Genomic DNA, 19,305 nt, shown 5'->3' with positions numbered 1-19,305 from the left:
CCCTGTCCGTGGGTAGGGCCCGGACACTCGCGCTGTCGCGTTTCCCGGTCGAGAGCCGCCGGCACTTCCCGCACCGACCGGTCGGCTGCGCACACCGAGGCCCTTGGCCGCTGCTGGTCACGGGGCCGCTTGCTGTCGTGGCTGGCAGACTGCTGGCGCTCTGATCCCATACCGACGGTGACGGTTGTAGGCCTTCGGACACGCGCGCCAGGACTCGCCACGTCGACCAACGCCCTACCCCACCCGTTCGAACAGGCGAGCCAGGCTGTACGGCCTTCGCCAGTCCCGATTTGACGGCATAGCAACATGAGGGTCGCCGCTCTCCGGCCCCGGCTCCTCACACCACCCGGAACCCGCTCCGGCAAGCACGTATCGCCAAGGAGCCGCCCCGGCAAGATCCGCCAATCGGGCGGCTCCGGGGCCGGGCCGACCGCCTGGTGTCGGGTCAATGGGGCGATATGCGCGAACACTGGTGGCCTCGGACGAGGGAGGAAAGACCGTGGGCGACCTCGATGCTCAACACGCCCGGACATCCACGTCGGTCAGCCCAGGCGTCCATGGCGCCGACGCCCCCGGCCAGGCAGGGGTCATCGGCATCGGGCTTGCCGCCGTCCTGACGTTCGCACTCGCGGAGGGCTCCTGGGAGTGGTTCGCGGCATACATCGGAGTGACACTTCTCGCGGTGATCGTCTCCTTCTACCGCCTGCCACCGTGGACGCCCGGCCTCGGCAGCGCGTATGCGCAGAATCTGGTCGCATACTCGCTGGTGGTGGGCCTGTGCGTCGCGATCGCGTTGGCCCCGGCGTTGCAGCGCTCGACGTGGCTCCTTCCGATGCCGGGCACCCGCGGCGAATGTCGGGAGCTCGGCACGTACGAGAGCCTCCGGACCGAGGCCTCGTTGGGAAACCTCGCCAGTCGGGACAGCGCGGCCCTGGCTCATGCGCAGGACATCCAAAGACATGACGCCGTTGCCGACTGTCTGGCATCCACCACGACCCGGTGGCTGCCGCTGTACGGGCTCGGGGCGGCCGTCCTGGTGGGGCTGGGCGCAGTGTCCTACGACCGTGCGCGGACACGGAGGGAAGCAGACCCGGCCGCCCATGGCCCTCGTCGGCGAGGTTGAGCAGATCGAAGCGCCTGCCTCTCTGGCGACGACGTCCGCAGCGCGCATCGCTCGGCACAACCGTGGAAGAAGGGCCCCATGACTTCACTCACGGAACAGCAGAACGTGGCCGACTTCTACGACTTCGAGGCCGCTCTCACGGAGGAGGAGCGCAAGGTTCTGCTCAGGACAAGGGCGTTCATGCGCGACGAGGTGCAGCCCCTGGTGGCCGAGCACTGGGCCGACGGGACCTTCCCCATGGAGCTGATCGGTCGTTTCCGAGAGAGTGGACTGGTCGGACTGTCGTACGAGGGCTACGGCGACCACGGCCCCGTCGCCAGTCATCTGTTGACCGGGATGATGGCGATGGAGATGAGCCGTGTCGACGCTTCGGTCGCCACCTTCTTCGGCGTCCACAACGGACTCGCCATGTACGCGATCCACGCCTGCGGCGACCAGGCCCAGCGCGACCGCTGGCTGCCCGGCATGGCGAGGATGGACGCCATCGGGGCGTTCGCCCTCACGGAGCCGCTCGACGGCTCCGACATCGCGGCCGGCATGCACACCACCGCCCGGCGGGACGGCGACACGTGGGTGCTCAACGGCGCCAAGCGCTGGATCGGCAACGCCACCTTCGCCGACCACATCGTCGTCTGGGCCCGCGACGTCGATGACGACCAGGTCAAGGGATTCGTCGTCGACAAGGGCACGCCCGGATTCAAGGCGGAGAAGATCGCCCACAAGACGTCGCTGCGCATCGTCGAGAACGCGGACGTCACCCTCACCGACGTCCGGGTGCCGGAGAGCGATCGGCTTCAGAACGCGTCTTCCTTCCGCGACGTCGCGGAAGTCCTGCGCGCCACGCGCAGTGGAGTCGCCTGGCAGGCCCTCGGTGTCATGGTCGGCGCGTACGAGCTGGCCCTGCGCTATGCCACGCAGAGGCAGCAGTTCGGCCGTCCGCTCGCGGGTTTCCAGCTCGTGCAGGACCTCTTGGTGAAGAGCCTGGGCAACATCACTTCGAGCTGGGGCATGCTGCATCGGCTCGCCGGGTTGCAGGACGCCGGGGTGTTCCGGGACGAGCACTCGTCCCTGGCCAAGGCCCACGTCACCGCCCGCATGCGCGAGGTCGTGGCCTGGTCCCGGGAGATCTTCGGGGGCAACGGGATCGTCCTGGAGTACGACGTGGCGCGCTTCTTCGCGGATGCGGAGGCCATCTACTCGTTCGAAGGCACCCGGGAGATGAACACACTGATCGTCGGCAAGGCGATCACCGGGCAGAGTGCCTTCGTCTGATCGGCCGGGGAGCGGCGCCGAGCCCGCATCGTCTCGTCGCTTCCGCGAGTGTGAGCCGCCGCAGCGCGGGGATCGCAGGGATCAATGAAGACGGCGCGCGGGGGTACTCGGTCCTGCCCCAGGTTCCTCGTACGAAAGTGAAGCCCGTTCCCATGGCTGACATGTCTGACACGCGAGACGTCGTTGCACTCATTCTCCAGGATCACCGAAGAATGGAGGATCTGTTCCGTCTGATGCGCAGCGTCGAGGCTGACCGGGCAGCCGCCCTGAGGGAGTTCGCCGATCTGTTGATCGCGCACGCGCTGGCGGAAGAGGCGAAGGTGTACCCCGCCCTCAAGCGCTTCAAGAACATCGAGGACGAAGAGGTCGAGCACGGCGAGGAGGAGCACGAGGAGGGCAACAAGGCACTCCTCGAGCTCCTGGAGGTCGACGAGGTCGGCTCCGAGGAGTGGGACGAGAAGCTCGAGGAGCTCGTGGAGGCCATCGCCCACCACACCGACGAGGAGGAGCGCACGATCCTCAACGGCGCCCGCGAGAATGTCGCCATGGAGCGACGGGAGGAGCTGGGCGAGGCGTTCCTGGAGGAGAGGGGGCGTCAGCTGAAGGCCGGCTGCGGCGCTGTGGACAACGTGCGCCGTATCGTCCGCTCCTGACCTGGTCCGCTCCTGACCGCGGCTCGTCGCGTGACCTCGGACTCCCGGCCGGCGGCCCCTGCGGAAGCCACGGTCGCCTCGGCTCGCCGGCGGACGGCGCCCACCTGCCGGCGAGCCGCAGCAGTGCGGCGGTATCCGCACGATCCTCGCCTCATTCCGGGCCGTCGGCGCGACCTCGCAGGGCCTGGTACACGGACCACACCACGGCCACCAGCGGTACGGCGACCACGGCGCCGATCACCCCCGCCGCGACCGCTCCGCCGACGACCGCCAGTGCGACCACCACCGGGTGCAACCGGACGGCCCAGCTCATCACGAGGGGGTGCAGAAGGTGGCCCTCGATCTGTCCGATGACGACGATCAGGGCCACGACCACCAGGGCGATGACCGCTCCCTTCGAAGCGAGCGCGACGACGGCCGCGATCGCCAGGGCGATCGGCGAGCCGATCAGAGGAATGAACGCGGCCAGGAACTCCAGCAGCGCCAACGGCACCGCCAGCGGCACCCCCAGAGCGAACAGCGCGATGCCCACGAGGACCGCGTTGGTCGCGGCCACCAGCAGGATGCCGTGCGTGTAGCCGGTGAAGGTCCGCCAGGCGGCCCGGCCCGCGACCGTGACCTGCCGCCGTGCCCCGTCCTGGAGCTGGTCGCACACCCACTGCCATTGCCGGTCGCCGGAATACGTGAAGAAGACCGCGCAGAACACGGCCAGTGCGAGCACGGTCAGTACCTCGAGCAGCCGGCTCGCACCGCTGAGCGCCGTACTGATGAGGGTGGAACGGTGGCTCGACAGGAGCTTGCCGATCCGGGACTGGAGATCGTCGAACGCGTCCGGAGGAAGGCGGAAGGGCGGTTCCTCCAGCTGACGTTCGATCCGGTCGATTCCCGTGACGAACTCCTTCTCCAGCCCACTCCGCTGATCCGCCGCGGTCTCACCCACCAGGGCCAGCGCGCCGATGACGAGGACGGCGCCGCCGACGATCGCGGCGGCGACCGCGAGCGGCCGGGGCATGAAGCGCGCAAGGAGGCCGGCCACCGGGCGGAGCACGGCGGTGATGACAAGCCCCAGAAAGACGGCGACGGCGACCCGGTGAAACTGCCCGAGCACGGAGAAGGCGACGCGGACGACGACACCGACGGCGATGATCCGCCATGCGTACGCAGCCGCGGTCCGCAACAGACCCGGCACGTGCGGCTCCCCGCTGCTTCGGCGTTCGAGCGGCGAGGCGGGCTGATCGGGGGGTGTGGACATCTCATGCCCGTACCACTCGCCGACCGCCGGAGAGCGGCGGAGCCCCGAAGTTCCCCCGAAGGCCGGTAGGGACTGTCACATCCTCACGCAGCACTCTGGGTCACAGGGCCCGCCGAAGCCCGACCGACAGGCGCGTCAACGCCGACGGCTCCCACCCTGTGTGCAGGGTAGGAGCCGTCCGGATGCCTTGCCGTCTACGACGTCGGCGGTTCACGCGTGGCGGTGCGAATGCCGGTTGCCCGTGACGAGGCGGTAGAGAGCGAGCAGGATGAAGGAGCCCACGATCGCGGCGATCCAGGTGGAGAGGTCGAAGAACCCGTCGATGGAGTCGACGCCGAAGAGCACCTTGCCGAGCCAGCCGCCGAGCAGACCGCCGGCGATGCCGATGAGCATGGTGATGATGATGCCGCCGGGGTCCTTGCCCGGCATCAAGGCCTTGGCGATGATGCCGGCGAGCAGACCGATCACGATCCACGCGATGATGCCCATGATGTCTCTCCGCTTCGTCGTGTAAAGACAGTGTCAGCTTCTCGTGTGCACCATCCGCGTTCGAACAAACGTCTCTGGCGAATACTTGGCTCGGGAGAGGCTGCGCGGCTGCCTCGCCGATCCGGCTGGCGGACCGTCACGACCCCGGCGGCTCGTGCCCCGTGTCCCGGGCGAGCGGTCCGGACGTCCTCAGCCCTACAGCGAGGGTGCCGAGCCCGGCAGCGGGCGCCCCGCGGACTCAGCCATGAACCACACCGCCACACCGCCGATCACGGCCGCGGCCATCATGTAGTAGGCGGGCATCATCATGTTCCCGGTCGCCCCGATCAGGGCCGTCACCACCAGCGGGGTGGTGCCGCCGAAGATCGAGACGGAGACGTTGAAGCCGATCGACAGCGATCCGTAGCGGACCTTCGTCGGGAACAGCGCAGGCAACGCGGCCGGCATCGCCGCCGTGAAGCAGACCAGCAGCAGGCCCAACGCGCCCATGCCGAGCGCGACCGCGAGCAGGCTGCCCTGACGGATCAGCAGCACGGCGGGGACGGACAGCAACAGGAAGCCCGCACAGCCCGCGGCGATCACCGGTCGGCGACCCACACGGTCGGACAGGGCTCCCGCGAAGGGCTGGACGATCATCATCACGGCCATCACGCCGAGGACGACGAGCAGGCCGTGCGTCTCGTCGTAGTGGAGCTCACTGGTCAGATAGCTCGGCATGTACGACAGCAGCATGTAGTCGGTGACGTTGAAGACGAGCACCAGGCCGACACAGAGCAGCAGTGCCCGCCACTGGCCCACGATCATCTGGCGCAGCGGCACCTTCGGGCGGTTCGACTCGGCCTTCTCGAGCTCGGCCGTGAAGGCCGGGGTCTCCTCCAGCCGCATCCGCAGGTAGAGGCCGATGATGCCCATCGGACCCGCGATCAGGAACGGGATCCGCCAGCCCCAGCTCAGCAGGTCCTCCGTGGACAGCAGCGCGGTCATCAGCGTGACCAGGCCGGCGCCGCCGATGTACCCGGCGAGCGTGCCGAACTCCAGCCAGCTGCCGAGGAAGCCGCGCCGCTTGTCGGGCGCGTACTCGGCGATGAACGTGGAGGCGCCCGCGTACTCGCCGCCGGTGGAGAAGCCCTGCACCAGGCGGGCGGCCAGCAGGAGCACCGGGGCTCCGACGCCGATCGACGCGTACGACGGGATGAGGCCGATGGCGAAGGTGCCCGCGGCCATCATGATCATGGTGACGGCCAGCACCTTCTGACGGCCGACGCGGTCGCCGAGCGGCCCGAAGACCATGCCGCCGAGCGGTCGGACCAGGAAGGCGGCGGCGAAGGCGCCGAAGGTGGAGAGCAGCTGGGCGGTCGGGTTCCCGGACGGGAAGAAGACCTTGCCCAGGGTGACCGCGATGTAGCTGTAGACGCCGAAGTCGAACCATTCCATCGCGTTGCCCAGCGCGGCGGCCTTCACGGCGCGTTTCACGAGGGCGGGGTCCGTGACGGTGGCGTTCTTCGGGACGGTCGGGAGGGAGGTCGGGGGAGTGGCGACTGTGGCAGTCGACAAAGCTTCGCTCGCCTACTTTCGTCGGGGGCAGGGACGGGTCTGCTCGACGGCGCCGGCGGCAGGCCAAAGAGCGACGATAGGCGGACATGTCCCCCTTACGGACCGTGCGCACTTCGCTGCATGCTGCATGTAAACGCGGCGTGGGCAGGACCGTAGGCCCGCTCCGGAGGCCACTGCGCGGGATCATGCTGTGACCCATCTCGCGTCCTGCGAACCTGGGTCCCCGCTCGTGAGCGGTGCATCCCAAGGACCGCGCCCGGCGGGCTGCCGCCCGGGGGTGCCGTGACGGAAGTCCAGCGGGATCCCGGCCCTCAGGCCCATTCACGGACACTGAAGGCAGCCTGTTCCGTACCCTGGCGGCATGCGCATGCGCCCCACTCTGAGCTGGACCCCTGCCGAGGACCTGCCGCCGGGCACGACCAGTCTGGAGCAGGTCGTCGACACGCTGACCGCCGGCGGTGTGCTGGTGCTCAGCGGGGCGGGCATCTCCACGGAGTCGGGCATCCCCGACTACCGGGGCGAGGGCGGGAGCCTGAGCCGGCACACCCCGATGACCTACCAGGACTTCACCGGCGACGCCCGGGCCAGGCGCCGGTACTGGGCGCGCAGCCACCTCGGATGGCGCACCTTCGGGCGCGCCCGCCCCAATGCCGGGCACCGGGCCGTGGCCGCGTTCGCGCGGCACGGCCTGCTCTCGGGTGTCATCACGCAGAACGTCGACGGCCTGCATCAGGTCGCCGGCAGCGAAGGCGTCGTGGAACTCCACGGAAACCTGGGCCGGGTCGTCTGCCTGTCCTGCGGTGCCTCCAGCCCGCGCCACGAGCTCGCCCGACGGCTGGCGGAGGCAAATGCGGGCTTCGAGCCCGTGGCAGCCGCGATCAACCCGGACGGTGACGCCGACCTCACCGACGCACAGGTCGGGGACTTCCGCGTGGTGCCCTGCACGGTCTGCGGCGGCATCCTCAAACCGGACGTGGTGTTCTTCGGCGAAGCCGTTCCGCCGCCGCGCGTCGAGCACTGCCGCACGCTGGTCCGCGAGGCGGCCTCGCTGCTGGTCCTGGGTTCCTCACTGACGGTGATGTCCGGACTTCGGTTCGTCCGTCAGGCGGGTCAGGCCGGGACGCCTGTGCTGATCGTCAACCGGGACCCGACCCGGGGCGACCGGCACGCCCTCACCCGGGTCGCGCTCCCACTGGGAACGGCCCTCACCACCGTGGCCGGTCGGCTGGGCATCCCGCTCGACGACGAGGCGGCGCCTGTCTGAGATCGTGGCGGCGGTGGGACGTCACGTGCGTTCCGCGCCCCCGGCCGTTCGGGGCCGGAGGCACGACCGCACGACCACGACCGCACGACGATGCCGGTCGGCGTACCCACGCCCTGCTCTTCGGACCTTCGGCGGCGGCGCTACCCGCCGAGGTCGTGCAGCACCTCCCTGACGGCGCGTGCACCCGAGGCCATTGCCCCCTGGACCGAGCCCTTGGCCCGGTGGTCACCGCACACGTAACGACCCCGGGCCACCCGGGCACGGGGCACCAGTGCCGGTACGCGGCTGCGTACCGGCAACTCCACTTCGCTCTCGACCGGGGGAGCGGATGCAGTTCGGCCTTGCTTCCAGTGGTCGTGGCATGTGTCGAAGTCGAGTTGGCGTCCGGCCGGAGCGTCAGATCAGCCACCGGCCGTCGCGCATCAGCTCGCGGTCGGACAGCTCGTTCTCCTCGCGCCAGGACTGGATACGGCGCGGGACGATCCGGAACCAGCGATACGAGGTGGCCGACACACGCGGATCGAAACCCGTGCGGTCGGCGAACCGGTCGCATCGCTCCGGCGGCAGCCCGTCGAGCTCGAGGACCTCGACGTCGCCGTCGATCATGGTGACGTCGCGGGTGCGGCCGAGCGCCAGCCGAACGACACGGGTGGTGGCCAGGTTCCTGCCGGTGGGGCTGTTCGTCGGGGTGGCCGCCAACAGCGCCTCGCCGTCCCAGTCGAAGGACAGCGGGACCAGGTACGGCGCGCCGTCCGCCGAGGCACTGGCCACCCAGACATCGACGTCGTGGGTGAGCCGGTGTTCGGTGTCGTGGCGACGCTGAGCGTGGGAGCGGGGTTCGGCGTCCATCGGTCCTCCGGAAGTCCGTCGTGGTCACGATCGGCAGAAGTGCGGTCGTGGGTCACGATCGCCCCGGGAAGCCCGCCGGGCCCGATCGCTGTGGTCACAGACTCTCCCGGCCCGGATGCGGGTCGCCTCCGTGCTGACCACGGAAGTCGCCACGGATAATGGGGCGGTGACCAGTCCAGAGGTATCCGCCCGGGAAGCCCAGGTGCTCGCACTGCTGGGGGAGCACCTCAGCAACGCCGAGATCGCCGCGCGGTTGGTCATCTCGGTACGCACCGTCGAGTCGCATGTCTCCTCGCTGCTGCGCAAGCTCCAACTGCCGGACCGGCGGGCACTCGCCCGGCACGCGGCCGATTCCGCCCGTACCGAGCCGTCGCGCCCGGTACCCGCCCTGCCGACACCACTGACGGCGTTCGTCGGCCGGGTGGCAGAGCGTGGGCAGTTGGCCGAGGCGGTGAAAGCGCACCGACTGGTGACCGTGGTCGGCCCGGGTGGGGTGGGCAAGACGCGCCTCGCGCTGGCGGTGGCGGCGGACATGGCCGACGACTTCGCCGACGGGGTGTGGTTCGTCGACCTGGTCCCGGTCACCGAACCGGGTCGGGTGGGCGCGGTCGTCGCGGCGGCCGTGGGGGTGGGCGAGCAACCGGGGCGCGGCATCGACGACGCCGTGCTCGCCGCGCTGACAGATCGTCGGACGCTGCTGGTGTTGGACAACTGCGAGCGGGTGAGCGACGCGGTGGCGCCGTTCGTGGAGCGGCTGTTGGCAGCCTGTCCGCGGTTGACGGTGCTCGTGACCAGCCGGGCCAGGCTGATGGTGCCGTTCGAGCGGGTCTTCCAGGTCCCGCCGCTGTCGCGGGCCGGCGGTGACGACTCGGAGGCGGTGGCCCTGTTCATGGACCGCGCGTCGGCGGTCGGCCGGCCACCCGGTCCGGCGGCGAACGAGGAGGTCGTGACCATCTGCGAACGGCTCGGCGGCATGGCGTTGGCGATCGAGCTGGCTGCGGCGCGGTGGGCCACCCTCGGACCGGACGGCCTCATGGCAGGCCTCTCCGATCAGCTGCGGATCCTCACCGGCGGACCCCGCGCCGACGACCGGCACCGGTCGGTGCGGGCGGTGCTGGACTGGAGCCATGGCCTGCTGGAGCCGCAGAGCCAGGCATTGCTGCGCCGGGTGTCGGTGTTCGCCGCGCCGTTCACCGCCGAGGCGGCCGCCGAGGTCGCCGGGTTCGCTCCACTGGATCCGGCCGCCGTCGTCGACGGGCTCGGCAGGCTCGCCGAGCAGAGCCTCCTCGCCGTGACGTCGTCAGCCACCGGCACCCGGTACCACGCGCTGGAGACCATCCGCCAGTACGGGACGGAGCGGCTCGGTGACGCCGACGAGCTTGATCATGTCCGATCCCGCCACGTGGACTGGTGCTCGACAGCCGCGAGTGTCCTCATGGGAGCGTCGGGTGCGGACTGGCGCGCCCGGTTCGAGGCCGTGGCGGACGACCTTCGGGCCGCCCTCACCTGGGCCGCCGACCGGCCGGAGCGGCGCGCGGACGCGCGTCGTCTCGCCCTGTCCCTGGCCGAGCTGGCCTTCTTCCGCAACCTGCTCGGCGAGTCCCAGCAGCGGTACGAGCAGGCGGCCGGGCTCTCCGACGACGCAGGCCGGGCCGCGGCACTGCGGCAGGCCGCCGCCGTGGCCGGGTGCCGAAGGCTCGGAGACGACATGTTCCGGCTGCACCGTGCCGCAGGGGACGCCGCGCGCCGGGCCGGGGACACCGCCGGTGCGGGCCGCGACCTGGCGGCCGCCGCCACCAACGCGTACCGCTTCTCCAGTACGTTCACGCAGGTTCCCTCCAGGGAAGAGGTGACCGCCCTGCTCGCGGCGGCGCACGAGCTGGCCGGCGATGCCCCGGCTGCCGGGGCGGCCATCGCGCTGGCCGAGGCGGCGGTGGTCGCGGACGCGTTCGGCGCCGTCCAGGGCGACCTGGTCAACACCGTGGAGGAGACGGTCGTACGCGCCGAACGTGCTGTCGACCTCGCCCGGTGCGCGGGCGACCCGGTGGCGGAGTCGGCCGCCCTCGACGCGCTCTCCGGGGCGCGGAGCTGGACCGGTGAGGCCTTCGCCGCCGCGGTTGCCGCCCAGCGCCGGATCGACGTCCTGGACTCGGCACCGCGTACCCCGGCCGGTGCGCACGAGCTCATGGACGCCCTCGCCATGGCCGCCGGAACCGCCGTCGGCGTGGGCCGGCTGCCGGAAGCCCGCCGGTGGGGCAGACAGCTCGCCGACCACCCGCTGCTGGCCGAGGTGGGGCACCACGCCACGTCCTGGCTGCTGGTCGCGGACGCGTTCGCCGGCCACGGCGACCAGGTGCTCACCGGCAGTGTGCGGTTCCTCGACGCGTGGGAGCGGAGCGGCCGTCAGCGGTCGTTCTCCCTCGGCCCCGCCGCCGCCTCGGTCGCCATGGTGCACGGCTTGCGCGGCGACCTCGACGGCCGGGACACCTGGCGCGCGATCGTCGACCGGGCGGGCAACGCACCGGAGCACCGCCACGGCTACGGCGCGGTCTTCGACGCCATGGTGCTGCTCCACAACGGGGACGCGGATGCGGCGTCGGAGCGGGTCGCGCCGGAGCCGGATCAGGTGTGGAAGTGGGTGTCCTGGGTCTGGCTCCACTGGTACGTGGCGCTCCGGGCGGAGACCGCGGTGCTCGCCGGGCACCCGGACGCCCGGGCCAGGATCGACGCCGCCCGGACCGTGGTCGCCGGCAATCCGATCGCCACCGCGCAGGTGGACCGCGCGGCAGCCCTGCTCGACGGCGACCCGGCGCCGCAACTCGCCGCCGCCGCGGCCTTCGACGCGGCCGGCTGCCCCTATCAGTCAGCGCGCACGCTGGTGCTCGCCGGGGGCGAACATGCCGCCGTCGGTATGGCCGCGCTTGCCGACCTCGGTCTCGCCCCCATGGCCGTCCGGTAGCCGCTTCACCCATGCGTCCGGTACGCGAGCGGCGTGGCCGGGCGGGGGCGGAGCCGATCTCACCCCGCCGGCCCGCCCGTTCACCGGCCGGTGCGCCATCAGCTCACCGCCTGCTTCACCAGTGCGATGATCCGCGCCTCCGCTTCGGCCGTCACCTCGGTCAGGGCGAAAGCGGTCGCCCACATCGTGCCCTCGTCGAGCTTCGCCGGGTCGCTGAACCCGAGCGTCGCATAGCGGGACTTGAACTTCGCCGCGCTCTGGAAGAAGCAGACGACCTTGCCGTCCAGTGCGTAGGCGGGCATCCCGTACCAGAGCTTCGGCGCGAGGGCCGGGGCGTGGGCCGTGATGACGGCATGGACGCGCTCGGCCATGATCCGGTCGGAGTCCTGCATCTCGGCGATCTTCGCGAGTACGTCCCGCTCCGCCTCCGCCGCCTTGTCCGCGGGCGAGCCGCGGCGCGCAGCCTTCTTCTGCCCCTCGGCGTGCTCCTTCATCGCGGCCCGCTCCTCGGCCGTGAATCCCTCGTACGTGCTGCTTCCGGTGCTGGTCATGGTTGCTCCCGTGATCAAGGCGTGGACCGCGATCGGCCCGGCGGGTCCTGCCGGGCCCGTCGCTGTGGGTCACAGCCTCTCCCGGCCGGCGACGGAGCGCCTCCGTGCTGACCACGGAAATCCACCACGGAGCGGGTCGGGTGCCCCGGACAAGGGCCGGCGGCACCGAGAGCCGGCGCCTCAGCCCGTGGCGGCGAGGGTGTCCGTGCGGCCGCCCAGCGAGGCGGAGAGAACTGGTCCGTGACCTGCTCCAGTGCCACCGCGGCAGCGGGCGCGAGGAGCGACGCGCCGACTTCCGCGGCGATGTCCCGGTCGAGCGTGAACCACCCGGGCACGATGTGCGCCGCGCCCATGGAACTGAGGACCGGGCGCAGGGCGTAGTCGATGGCCAGCACGTGGGTTCTTCTGGAGCCGCTCGCTCACCTCGTGCGGGAGCCGCGCGAACACGCCGTTGGCCTGCACGGGGTACAGAATCTCCACGCCGTGCACGGCCCGCACGCCCTCGGCGAGCCGCTGGGCCATCTCGTTGGCGTGGCGGGCGTTGCGCAGCCACAGGTCCTTGGCCAGCAGGGCCTCCAACTGCACCGACACGAAGCGCATCTTGGAGGCGAGCTGCATGGACAGCTTGCGCAGGTGCTTCATGTGCCGGACGGCGTCCTGGTCGATGACGACGACCGCCTCGTGCTGCCGCCGGTGGCCAGCGGCAGCACGGTCTTGCCGGTCAGCGCGTACTGCGGGAGCAGGTCGAGCAGACTTCAACAGGCCCGAGTAGGCGGCCTTGTACACGGGCGTGCCGATCACCACCCCCTCCGCCCGCGCGAACAGATCCGAGGCTGCGACGATCGCCGGATGCCCGAAGTCCGCGCCGAGCAGCGCCTCGGGGGGGGGGGGGGGGGGGGGGGAGGGTGCGCGCCCCCAGCGGGATCACCTCTTGGTGGTCATCGCCCGCAGCACCCAGGAGGCGATCGTCGTCAACCTGCCGCACCTGTACGTGCTGGGGCGCGAGCAGGACTGACCTGCCGTACGAGGTCGCCGGGGACTCCTCGAGTGCGGAGGCGGCTCAGTACGGGCTGGTCTCGCCCTCGGTCGTCACGCCGAAGGTGTTCAGGAAGTTGCTGACGAGCTGGTAGAAGCCGACCGTGATGACGAGGTCGGAGAGCTGGCCCACGGTGAGGAACTCCAGTGCCTCCACACGCTCGGCGTCGCTCAGGGTGTGCTGGGCGAGCAGACGGTCCGTGCAGCGGAGGATCGACGCCTCTGGCAGCGGCGATCGCGGCCTGGCTCAGGCCGACCAGGCGGCCGATGTTCTCGTGGTGGTGGACCTCGTACGGCGCCTGGTGGACGTGGCCGACCCGCACGATGGCGAGCTCGCGCCACTCGTCCGGGAGAGAGTTGGCCTGCAAGATCGCGTCGGCCGGCTTCAGGAGGCCGGGGGCGAGCCAGGGCGAGTGCATGATCATGCGGAAGACGTTCAGCGAACCGCGCTCGGTGACGGCTTCCCGCAGCTCGGCAGGCAGGGCCGACAGGTCGGGGTATTCCATGGTGAACTCCTTCGTCGGGGCGGCTCGGCCGAACCTCCGGATCGGATCGGTGCCGTCCCACTGTGCCGCGAGACCTCGGAGCGTCGCGAGGACACCACCCTCTGCGCCACCGACGTCGGAGATCCCGCGCACCGTGCACCGATCAGTGCGTGTCCGTGTCCCCCTGGCTGCGCACGACCTCCTTCACCTTGGCCACCGCGAAGCCCCAGCCCTGTGCGACGGTCGGCTTGGCCGGGACGGCGATCTCGTCCGGGTTGGTGAGCACGTCGAGCAGGACGGGCCCGGGGGTGCTGAAGGCTCGGCGTACGGACTTCTCCAGTTCGGCCGGGTCGGTCACCCGGATGCCGGTGATGCCCATGGCCGTGGCGACGGCCGCGAAGTCGGGGTTGTCCAGCACGGTGCCGAACTCCGGGAGTCCGGCCTGTTCCTGTTCGAGCTTGACCATGCCCAGCCGGCGGTTGTCGAAGACCACGAGCTTGACGGGGAGCCGACTCGTCCTGAGTGTCATGAGGTCGCCCAGGAGCATGCTCAGTCCGCCGTCGCCGCAGAAGGCCACGACCTGGCGGTTCCGGTCCAGGCACTGGGCGCCGAGGGCCTGGGGCATGGCGTTGGCCATGGAGCCCAGGTTGTAGGAGCCGATCAGCTGCCGCTCGCCGCGCATCTCGACGAAACGCGAGAGCCATACGGTGGCCATGCCCGTGTCGGAGGTGAAGACGGTGTCATCGTCGGCGAGGCGGTCCACCACGGCGGCCAGCGCCTCCGGACGGATGTCGCCGGCCCGGTTGTCCAGCGCGGAACGGAGGCGGCCCACCAGACCCTTGTCGTGCGCCGGGTCGGCGAGCCGCGCCTGGCCCTCGCGCCACCGCTCGAAGCGCTTGCGGGCGTCCTCCAGGTGCGAGCGGTCACGCGCGCCCTCGCTCCGGGCGGGCGTGGCGGCGAGCTGGGCCAGGAGGTCCCGGACGGTCGCGCCCGTGTCACCGACGAGCCCCAGCTCCACGGGCACCCGGCGTCCGATGTGGGCGGCCTCGGTGTCCACCTGGATGACGGTTCGGCCCTCCGGATACCAGTCCCGGTAGGGGAAGTCGGTGCCCAGCAGCAGGAGCGTGTCCGCGTCCTGGAGGGCCGACGCGGCCGCGGGGTTGCCGATCAGCCCGGTCTGGCCGACCTGGAAGGGATTGGCGTCGCCCTCGAAGCCCTCCTTCGCCTTCAGCGTGAGCACCATCGGCGCGGCCAGCCTGTCGGCCAGGGCCAGTACGTCCTCTCGCGCGGCGCGGGCGCCTCGTCCGACGAGCAGCGTGACCCGCCGCGCCCGGTCGAGCAGCTCGGCGGCTCGCCGGACGGCGGACTCGTCCGGTCGGCTCACCGGGGCGTTCAGCGAGAACCGGGCCGGCCGGTCCGCGCTCAGCTCCCGTTCCCCCAGGTCGCCGGGGACGGTCAGCACGGCGACACCCTTGCGGCCCAGCGCGGTGCGCACCGCCGTCTCCAGCATCTGCGGCAGCTGGTCGCCCGAGGTGATCGTGGCCCGGAAGACGGCCACGTCGCTGAAGAGCGCGTCGTTGTCGACCTCCTGGAAGTAGTCGCTGCCGAGTTCGGCGAGCGGAACCTGTCCGGCGATCGCCAGCACCGGGGTACGGCTCTTGGCCGCGTCGTACAGCCCGTTGAGCAGGTGCACCGAGCCGGGGCCGACGGTGCCCATGCACACGCCCAGGGTGCCGCTGAGCTGCGACTGGGCGCTCGCGGCGAAGGCCGCGGCCTCCTCGTGCCGACAGCCCACCCACTCCAGGCCCTCGGTGGTGCGGATGGCGTCGGTCAGCGGGTTGAGCGCGTCGCCTACGACGCCGAAGACCTGGCGCACGCCAAGTTCGCTCAGGGCGTCCACGATGACGCGCGCGACAGTTCGGGCCACGGGATCCTCCAGATCAGACGGTGAAGCGGTCGGGGTCGGCGGCGGCCCAGTCGGCCGCCCAGGAGACGGGCGGCTCGGCGAGCAACTGCCCGGGCGCCAGCCACTCGTAGAGTTCCTCGAAGGAACGTTCGGTGCGGGGGTCGATGCGCCGACGCAGCATGTGGGGACGCAGCTGTGCGGGATCGGTGACGCCCATGGCCGCCATGATCTCCAGCGCGCTCGCCACCGTCGCCTTTTGCAGGCGCTGGACCCGGAGTGTCTTGTCGCCGACGTGGAGCGCGCGGGCCCGCCGGGGGTCCTGCGTGGTGACGCCGGTGGGGCAGGTGTTCGTATGGCACCGCTGCGCCTGGATGCAGCCGACGGCGAACATCATCGCCCGTGCGGCGTTGCCGTAGTCGGCGCCCTGCACCATGCGCTTGACCAGGTCCGTGCCGGTGGCGATCTTGCCGCTCGCCCCGATCCTGACGCGGTCGCGCAGACCCGCGCCGACGAGGGCGTTGTGCACGGTCAGGAGCCCCTCGGTGAGCGGGGTGCCGACATGGTCGGCGAACTCCAGGGGCGCCGCCCCGGTCCCGCCCTCCGCCCCGTCCACCACGATGAAGTCCGGGGCGGTGCCCTCCGCCAGCATCGCCTTGCACACGGCGAGGAACTGTCGGCGCGAGCCCACGCAGAGTTTGAAACCGGTCGGCTTTCCACCGGACAGTTCCCGCATCCTGGCGATGAAGCGCACGAGTTCGCGCGGCGTGGAGAACACCCGGTGGTAGGGCGGTGACATCACCGTCCGACCTTCGGGCACGTCCCGCACCCGCGCGATCTCGGCGTTGACCTTCGCTCCGGGCAGGACTCCGCCGATGCCGGGCTTCGCGCCCTGCGAGAGCTTGAGCGACACGCACTTCACGTGCTCGTGCGCGGCCTTGTCGGCGAACTCCGCCGGGTCGAAGTCGCCTTCGTCGGTCCGGCAGCCGAAGTAGCCGGTACCGATCTCCCAGACGAGGTCACCGCCCGGCCGCAGGTGGTACTCCGACAGTCCGCCCTCGCCGGTGTCGTGGGCGAAACCCCCGGCCGCGGCACCGCCGTTGAGCGCGAGGATCGCGTTCGCGGAGAGCGAGCCGAAACTCATCGCCGACACGTTCAGCAGCGCCATGTCGTACGGACGGCCGCAGTCGGGTCCGCCGATCCGCACCCGCGGTGCGGTCTCCGGCACCGCACAGGGCGCCATCGACGGCACCAGGAACTCGTAGCCGGGGCGGTAGACGTCCCGCTCGGTGCCGTACGGCTGCTCGGCGTCGGTCCCCTTCGCCCGCTCGTAGACGATGGTGCGTGTGTCCCGGTCGAAGGGGCGGCCGTCGAAGTTCCGCTCGATGAAGTACTGCTGTAGTTCCGGGCGGATCTTCTCCAGGAGGAAGCGGGCATGCCCGAGGACGGGATAGTTGCGCAGCACGGAGTGCCGGCGCTGTATCAGGTCCCCTACGCCCAGCAGGCCCATCACGAGCAGCGGCGCTGCGGCGAACCACCACCACGGCGAACTCCCCACCGCGGCCGCGGCCGCCGCGAGCGCGACGAACAGAACGAGGACCACCAGTCCGATACGTGTCACCTCCCCCTCGTTGCCCGACAGCCGACGATCATGTCCCTCCGTTCCTTCCAGAGTTCGTCAAGGAATGCGGTACGCCCATCCGGCAACCCCACCGGCCAGAGACCGCGGCCGCCACGGCGCCCTGTGCACCCGGCTCGAGAACGCGCGGCCGCGCGAAAGCCGCGGCCCCCGGACACGGGCGAGGGCCGTGCGCCGCACTGCCCGAGGCTGCGGAGGCGGACCTGGGCCAGACAGGGCACGGAGCGCAATCGGAGCATCGGTGGCACCCAGCCCGCGAGGGCGAGAACCACGCCGCACCAGGCTCCGGCAGCGGAAGCGCTGCGTCCGCCAAGGAAGTCGGATAACCGCTCCGTCGACGGGGTAGAACGAACGCCGGGTGCCTTCCGGTCGTGGACGGCCCCGCACATGGACCAGCCGGGGCCTCCCGGCAAGAATCGAAGGACGAGCAGCATGGCCAGCGGCACCGTGAAGTGGTTCAACTCCGAAAAGGGCTTCGGCTTCATCGCCCAGGACGGCGGCGGACCGGACGTTTTCGCCCACTACTCCAACATCTCCGGCAACGGCTACCGGGAACTGGTGGAGGGAGAGCCGGTCACCTTCGACGTGACCCAGGGGCAGAAGGGCCCGCAGGCCGAGAACATCGTCCGCGGCTGAGCCGGCCCCCCACCGCATCGCCCCGTGGACCACTGTGTAGAGTGGTGGCAACGACGCGGGGTGGAGCAGCTCGGTAGCTCGCTGGGCTCATAACCCAGAGGTCGCAGGTTCAAATCCTGTCCCCGCTACGAGAAGAAGGGGCCCGGCATCGCCGGGCCCCTTCGCTTTTCCATGCGCCGAGCACATCGACAACGGTCCGGCGCGCCGGGTGATGATCGCCCGAAGTTCCCAGACCTCGGCGGCAGCGGCTGTTTCGGCTTTGTCGGCGGGGGCCAGTGCTTGACGCGGCCGGGTAGAAGCAGGCACAGCGGGGCGGCGACGGCGGCGAAGGCCACCGACCATCACAGACTCTGCTAGGAGTTTTTCGCCGCCCGGGCCCGATGGGCCGCGACCGTCGTCCGGCTCGCGCACGCGTTGGAGCAGAAACGGCGCGTCCGGTTCCGTGACTGGTCCACGAAGTAGTTTCCGCATCCGGCCGCGGCACACCGCCCCAGCGTGACCGCCGGATCCCCGGCCGCGACCAGGGCGAGCTTGGCGGCGATCAGCTGGCCGGCCCAGCGCTTGGCCGGGGTGCCGTTGCGGCTGAAGTGGATGTGCCAGCCGCCGAGGCCGTCGTGGTCGGACAGGTGCATTTCCGGCGGATAGTCGCGCAGCAGGCGGTGCACGGCTTCGGGGGCGGCGCCGTCGACCGACTGTGCCAGGGCCGCGCGCACGAGGTCCGGCAGCTCGCCGTAGTCGCCGCCCGGCGGCGGTGTGACCTCGTGCTCTGCGAAGAACTTGGCGACCAGTTCGCCGTGCTGGTCGAGGGTCCCGGTATTGGCCAGCTCGACGGCCAACCGCGCCACGTTCCCCATGTAGTCACCGTATTGCACTTGACCACCTACATCGCCGCTTCCTAGTGTAGGTGCCATGTTATCTGATGACACCTACATAGCCCGCCGCCTTCACCTGCTCGGGGAGTGGGACGCCGCACTCGCCGCCTTGGGCCCGGATGCCGAACCCGAGCTGCGCGCGGAGATCGCCGTCGACCGCTGGTTCTTCCGGATCGAGGGTCATGAGGAGGCCGAGAAAGCGGTCGCGGCGCTCGATCCCGCATCGCCGACCGCGCACCTGCTCACCGGGCGACTGGCCTACAGTCGCCTGCTGTTCCGGCGCGACCCCCGCGCCGACGACCGCGCCGTGGCCGAGGCCGGCTACCGCGCGGCGGTCGAGAGCGGCGACGAGAAGTTGCGCGGTTGGGCCGTGTACCACTGGGCCGTCCTGCTGGACAACATCGACCAGGACCCGGCCGGCGCCCTCCCACGCTACGAGACAGCTCTCGAGATCGCGACGAAGTCCGGCGACGGCTACTTCGAGTCCTACATCATCCGGCACCTCGCACCGCACAAGGAGCCCGCCGAACGGCTCGCGATGCTGCGCCGCTCACTCCACCTGCGCGCCGCGCTCGGCGCCCGGCCCCAGACACTCGCCGCGCAGGCCCTCCTCGCCGACAACCTTCCAGAAGACGACCCCGAGCGCGCCGAGCTCATGCGGACATTCCGCCCGGGTGCGAGAGAACTGCACATCGGCTGGCTCCTGTCCGAGGACTGATCCGCCGAGCGCCCCGGCCCCGAGCAAGGTGCGGTAGGCCACGCAGCCCAA

The 19,305-nt window shown here is 70.9% G+C and carries 16 protein-coding genes, 1 tRNA gene and 6 pseudogenes; 9 read left to right on the top strand and 14 right to left on the bottom strand.

Going from position 1 to position 19,305, the window contains the following annotated elements:
- The first annotated feature begins 499 nt into the window (after window positions 1–499).
- From G9272_RS02205 to G9272_RS02195, 3 genes are all read left to right on the top strand, one after another.
- Window positions 500–1,123, top strand: coding sequence for a hypothetical protein (locus G9272_RS02205; RefSeq protein ID WP_253267678.1), 624 nt, complete (start codon window positions 500–502; stop codon window positions 1,121–1,123).
- A 78-nt stretch (window positions 1,124–1,201) separates the two neighbouring features.
- Window positions 1,202–2,395, top strand: a complete 1,194-nt coding sequence (locus tag G9272_RS02200) for an acyl-CoA dehydrogenase family protein (RefSeq protein WP_171394919.1) — start codon at window positions 1,202–1,204, stop codon at window positions 2,393–2,395.
- A gap of 161 nt (window positions 2,396–2,556) precedes the next feature.
- Window positions 2,557–3,048 (top strand): hemerythrin domain-containing protein, encoded by a 492-nt coding sequence (locus tag G9272_RS02195; protein WP_171394918.1) that lies wholly within the window; start codon window positions 2,557–2,559, stop codon window positions 3,046–3,048.
- Between the two features lie 151 nt (window positions 3,049–3,199).
- Here G9272_RS02195 and G9272_RS02190 read toward each other — a convergent pair whose 3' ends face one another.
- The 3 genes from G9272_RS02190 to proP all read right to left on the bottom strand — a co-directional run bounded on the left by G9272_RS02190 (window position 3,200) and on the right by proP (window position 6,343).
- Window positions 3,200–4,300: an AI-2E family transporter gene (locus tag G9272_RS02190; protein ID WP_253267677.1), complete on the bottom strand. Its 1,101-nt coding sequence runs from the start codon at window positions 4,298–4,300 to the stop codon at window positions 3,200–3,202.
- Window positions 4,301–4,510: 210 nt separating this feature from the next.
- Entirely contained in the window at window positions 4,511–4,789 is a 279-nt protein-coding gene (locus G9272_RS02185; RefSeq protein ID WP_171394917.1) for a GlsB/YeaQ/YmgE family stress response membrane protein, read from the bottom strand.
- A 195-nt stretch (window positions 4,790–4,984) separates the two neighbouring features.
- The gene (gene proP, locus G9272_RS02180; RefSeq protein WP_171394916.1) at window positions 4,985–6,343 is read right to left on the bottom strand and encodes a glycine betaine/L-proline transporter ProP; all 1,359 of its coding nucleotides are present in this window, start codon (window positions 6,341–6,343) and stop codon (window positions 4,985–4,987) included.
- Between the two features lie 361 nt (window positions 6,344–6,704).
- On the opposite strand from proP, the gene G9272_RS02175 reads away from it, so the two are divergent.
- Window positions 6,705–7,607 (top strand): NAD-dependent protein deacetylase, encoded by a 903-nt coding sequence (locus tag G9272_RS02175; RefSeq protein WP_171394915.1) that lies wholly within the window; start codon window positions 6,705–6,707, stop codon window positions 7,605–7,607.
- Between the two features lie 140 nt (window positions 7,608–7,747).
- On the opposite strand, the pseudogene G9272_RS46350 reads toward G9272_RS02175, so the two are convergent.
- Both G9272_RS46350 and G9272_RS02170 read right to left on the bottom strand, forming a co-directional pair.
- Window positions 7,748–7,900 (bottom strand): annotated as a pseudogene (locus tag G9272_RS46350) (amine oxidase); the annotation flags it as partial.
- A 103-nt stretch (window positions 7,901–8,003) separates the two neighbouring features.
- Window positions 8,004–8,456: a pyridoxamine 5'-phosphate oxidase family protein gene (locus tag G9272_RS02170; RefSeq protein ID WP_171394914.1), complete on the bottom strand. Its 453-nt coding sequence runs from the start codon at window positions 8,454–8,456 to the stop codon at window positions 8,004–8,006.
- A gap of 166 nt (window positions 8,457–8,622) precedes the next feature.
- Here G9272_RS02170 and G9272_RS45865 point away from each other — a divergent pair, with 166 nt between their 5' ends.
- Window positions 8,623–11,415 carry an ATP-binding protein gene (locus tag G9272_RS45865; protein WP_171394913.1) on the top strand — a complete coding sequence of 931 codons (2,793 nt, stop codon included), beginning with the start codon at window positions 8,623–8,625 and terminating at the stop codon, window positions 11,413–11,415.
- Window positions 11,416–11,513: 98 nt separating this feature from the next.
- Here the strand turns inward: G9272_RS45865 and G9272_RS02160 are convergent, their stop codons facing one another.
- From G9272_RS02160 to G9272_RS02145, 4 genes and pseudogenes are all read right to left on the bottom strand, one after another.
- Window positions 11,514–11,966, bottom strand: a complete 453-nt coding sequence (locus G9272_RS02160) for an iron chaperone (RefSeq protein ID WP_171394912.1) — start codon at window positions 11,964–11,966, stop codon at window positions 11,514–11,516.
- 180 nt (window positions 11,967–12,146) lie between these two features.
- Window positions 12,147–12,364, bottom strand: a pseudogene (locus G9272_RS02155) (NADPH-dependent FMN reductase); the annotation flags it as partial.
- Window positions 12,360–12,647 (bottom strand): annotated as a pseudogene (locus G9272_RS02150) (threonine aldolase); the annotation flags it as partial. The pseudogenes G9272_RS02150 and G9272_RS02155, both read right to left, overlap by 5 nt.
- Window positions 12,647–12,924, bottom strand: a pseudogene (locus G9272_RS02145) (NAD(P)H-dependent oxidoreductase); the annotation flags it as partial. The pseudogenes G9272_RS02150 and G9272_RS02145, both read right to left, overlap by 1 nt.
- Between G9272_RS02145 and G9272_RS45030 the strand changes: the two are divergent.
- Window positions 12,889–12,981 (top strand): annotated as a pseudogene (locus tag G9272_RS45030) (cupin domain-containing protein); the annotation flags it as partial. The pseudogenes G9272_RS02145 and G9272_RS45030 overlap by 36 nt on opposite strands.
- A 45-nt stretch (window positions 12,982–13,026) precedes the next feature.
- On the opposite strand, the gene G9272_RS45860 reads toward G9272_RS45030, so the two are convergent.
- The 4 genes and pseudogenes from G9272_RS45860 to G9272_RS02130 all read right to left on the bottom strand — a co-directional run bounded on the left by G9272_RS45860 (window position 13,027) and on the right by G9272_RS02130 (window position 17,010).
- The gene (locus tag G9272_RS45860; RefSeq protein WP_301272113.1) at window positions 13,027–13,158 is read right to left on the bottom strand and encodes a hypothetical protein; all 132 of its coding nucleotides are present in this window, start codon (window positions 13,156–13,158) and stop codon (window positions 13,027–13,029) included.
- 97 nt (window positions 13,159–13,255) lie between these two features.
- Window positions 13,256–13,420, bottom strand: a pseudogene (locus G9272_RS46100) (carboxymuconolactone decarboxylase family protein); the annotation flags it as partial.
- 229 nt (window positions 13,421–13,649) lie between these two features.
- Window positions 13,650–15,413, bottom strand: coding sequence for a thiamine pyrophosphate-dependent enzyme (locus G9272_RS02135; RefSeq protein WP_171394911.1), 1,764 nt, complete (start codon window positions 15,411–15,413; stop codon window positions 13,650–13,652).
- A 13-nt stretch (window positions 15,414–15,426) separates the two neighbouring features.
- Window positions 15,427–17,010, bottom strand: a complete 1,584-nt coding sequence (locus G9272_RS02130) for an FMN-binding glutamate synthase family protein (protein ID WP_171394910.1) — start codon at window positions 17,008–17,010, stop codon at window positions 15,427–15,429.
- A 450-nt stretch (window positions 17,011–17,460) separates the two neighbouring features.
- On the opposite strand from G9272_RS02130, the gene G9272_RS02125 reads away from it, so the two are divergent.
- The gene (locus G9272_RS02125) at window positions 17,461–17,664 is read left to right on the top strand and encodes a cold-shock protein (protein WP_009192932.1); all 204 of its coding nucleotides are present in this window, start codon (window positions 17,461–17,463) and stop codon (window positions 17,662–17,664) included.
- 54 nt (window positions 17,665–17,718) lie between these two features.
- Window positions 17,719–17,792 (top strand) — tRNA-Met (locus G9272_RS02120).
- Between the two features lie 225 nt (window positions 17,793–18,017).
- Here the strand turns inward: G9272_RS02120 and G9272_RS02115 are convergent.
- Window positions 18,018–18,518 (bottom strand): CGNR zinc finger domain-containing protein, encoded by a 501-nt coding sequence (locus G9272_RS02115; RefSeq protein ID WP_216377793.1) that lies wholly within the window; start codon window positions 18,516–18,518, stop codon window positions 18,018–18,020.
- A 55-nt stretch (window positions 18,519–18,573) separates the two neighbouring features.
- Between G9272_RS02115 and G9272_RS02110 the strand changes: the two genes are divergently transcribed.
- On the top strand, window positions 18,574–19,254 hold the full coding sequence (locus tag G9272_RS02110; protein ID WP_253267676.1) for a hypothetical protein: 681 nt from the start codon (window positions 18,574–18,576) through the stop codon (window positions 19,252–19,254).
- Window positions 19,255–19,305 lie beyond the last annotated feature (51 nt).

The organism is Streptomyces asoensis (assembly GCF_013085465.1).
GTDB classification, from domain to species: Bacteria; Actinomycetota; Actinomycetes; order Streptomycetales; family Streptomycetaceae; genus Streptomyces; species Streptomyces cacaoi_A.
This window is presented reverse-complemented; position numbering and strand designations above follow the sequence as displayed.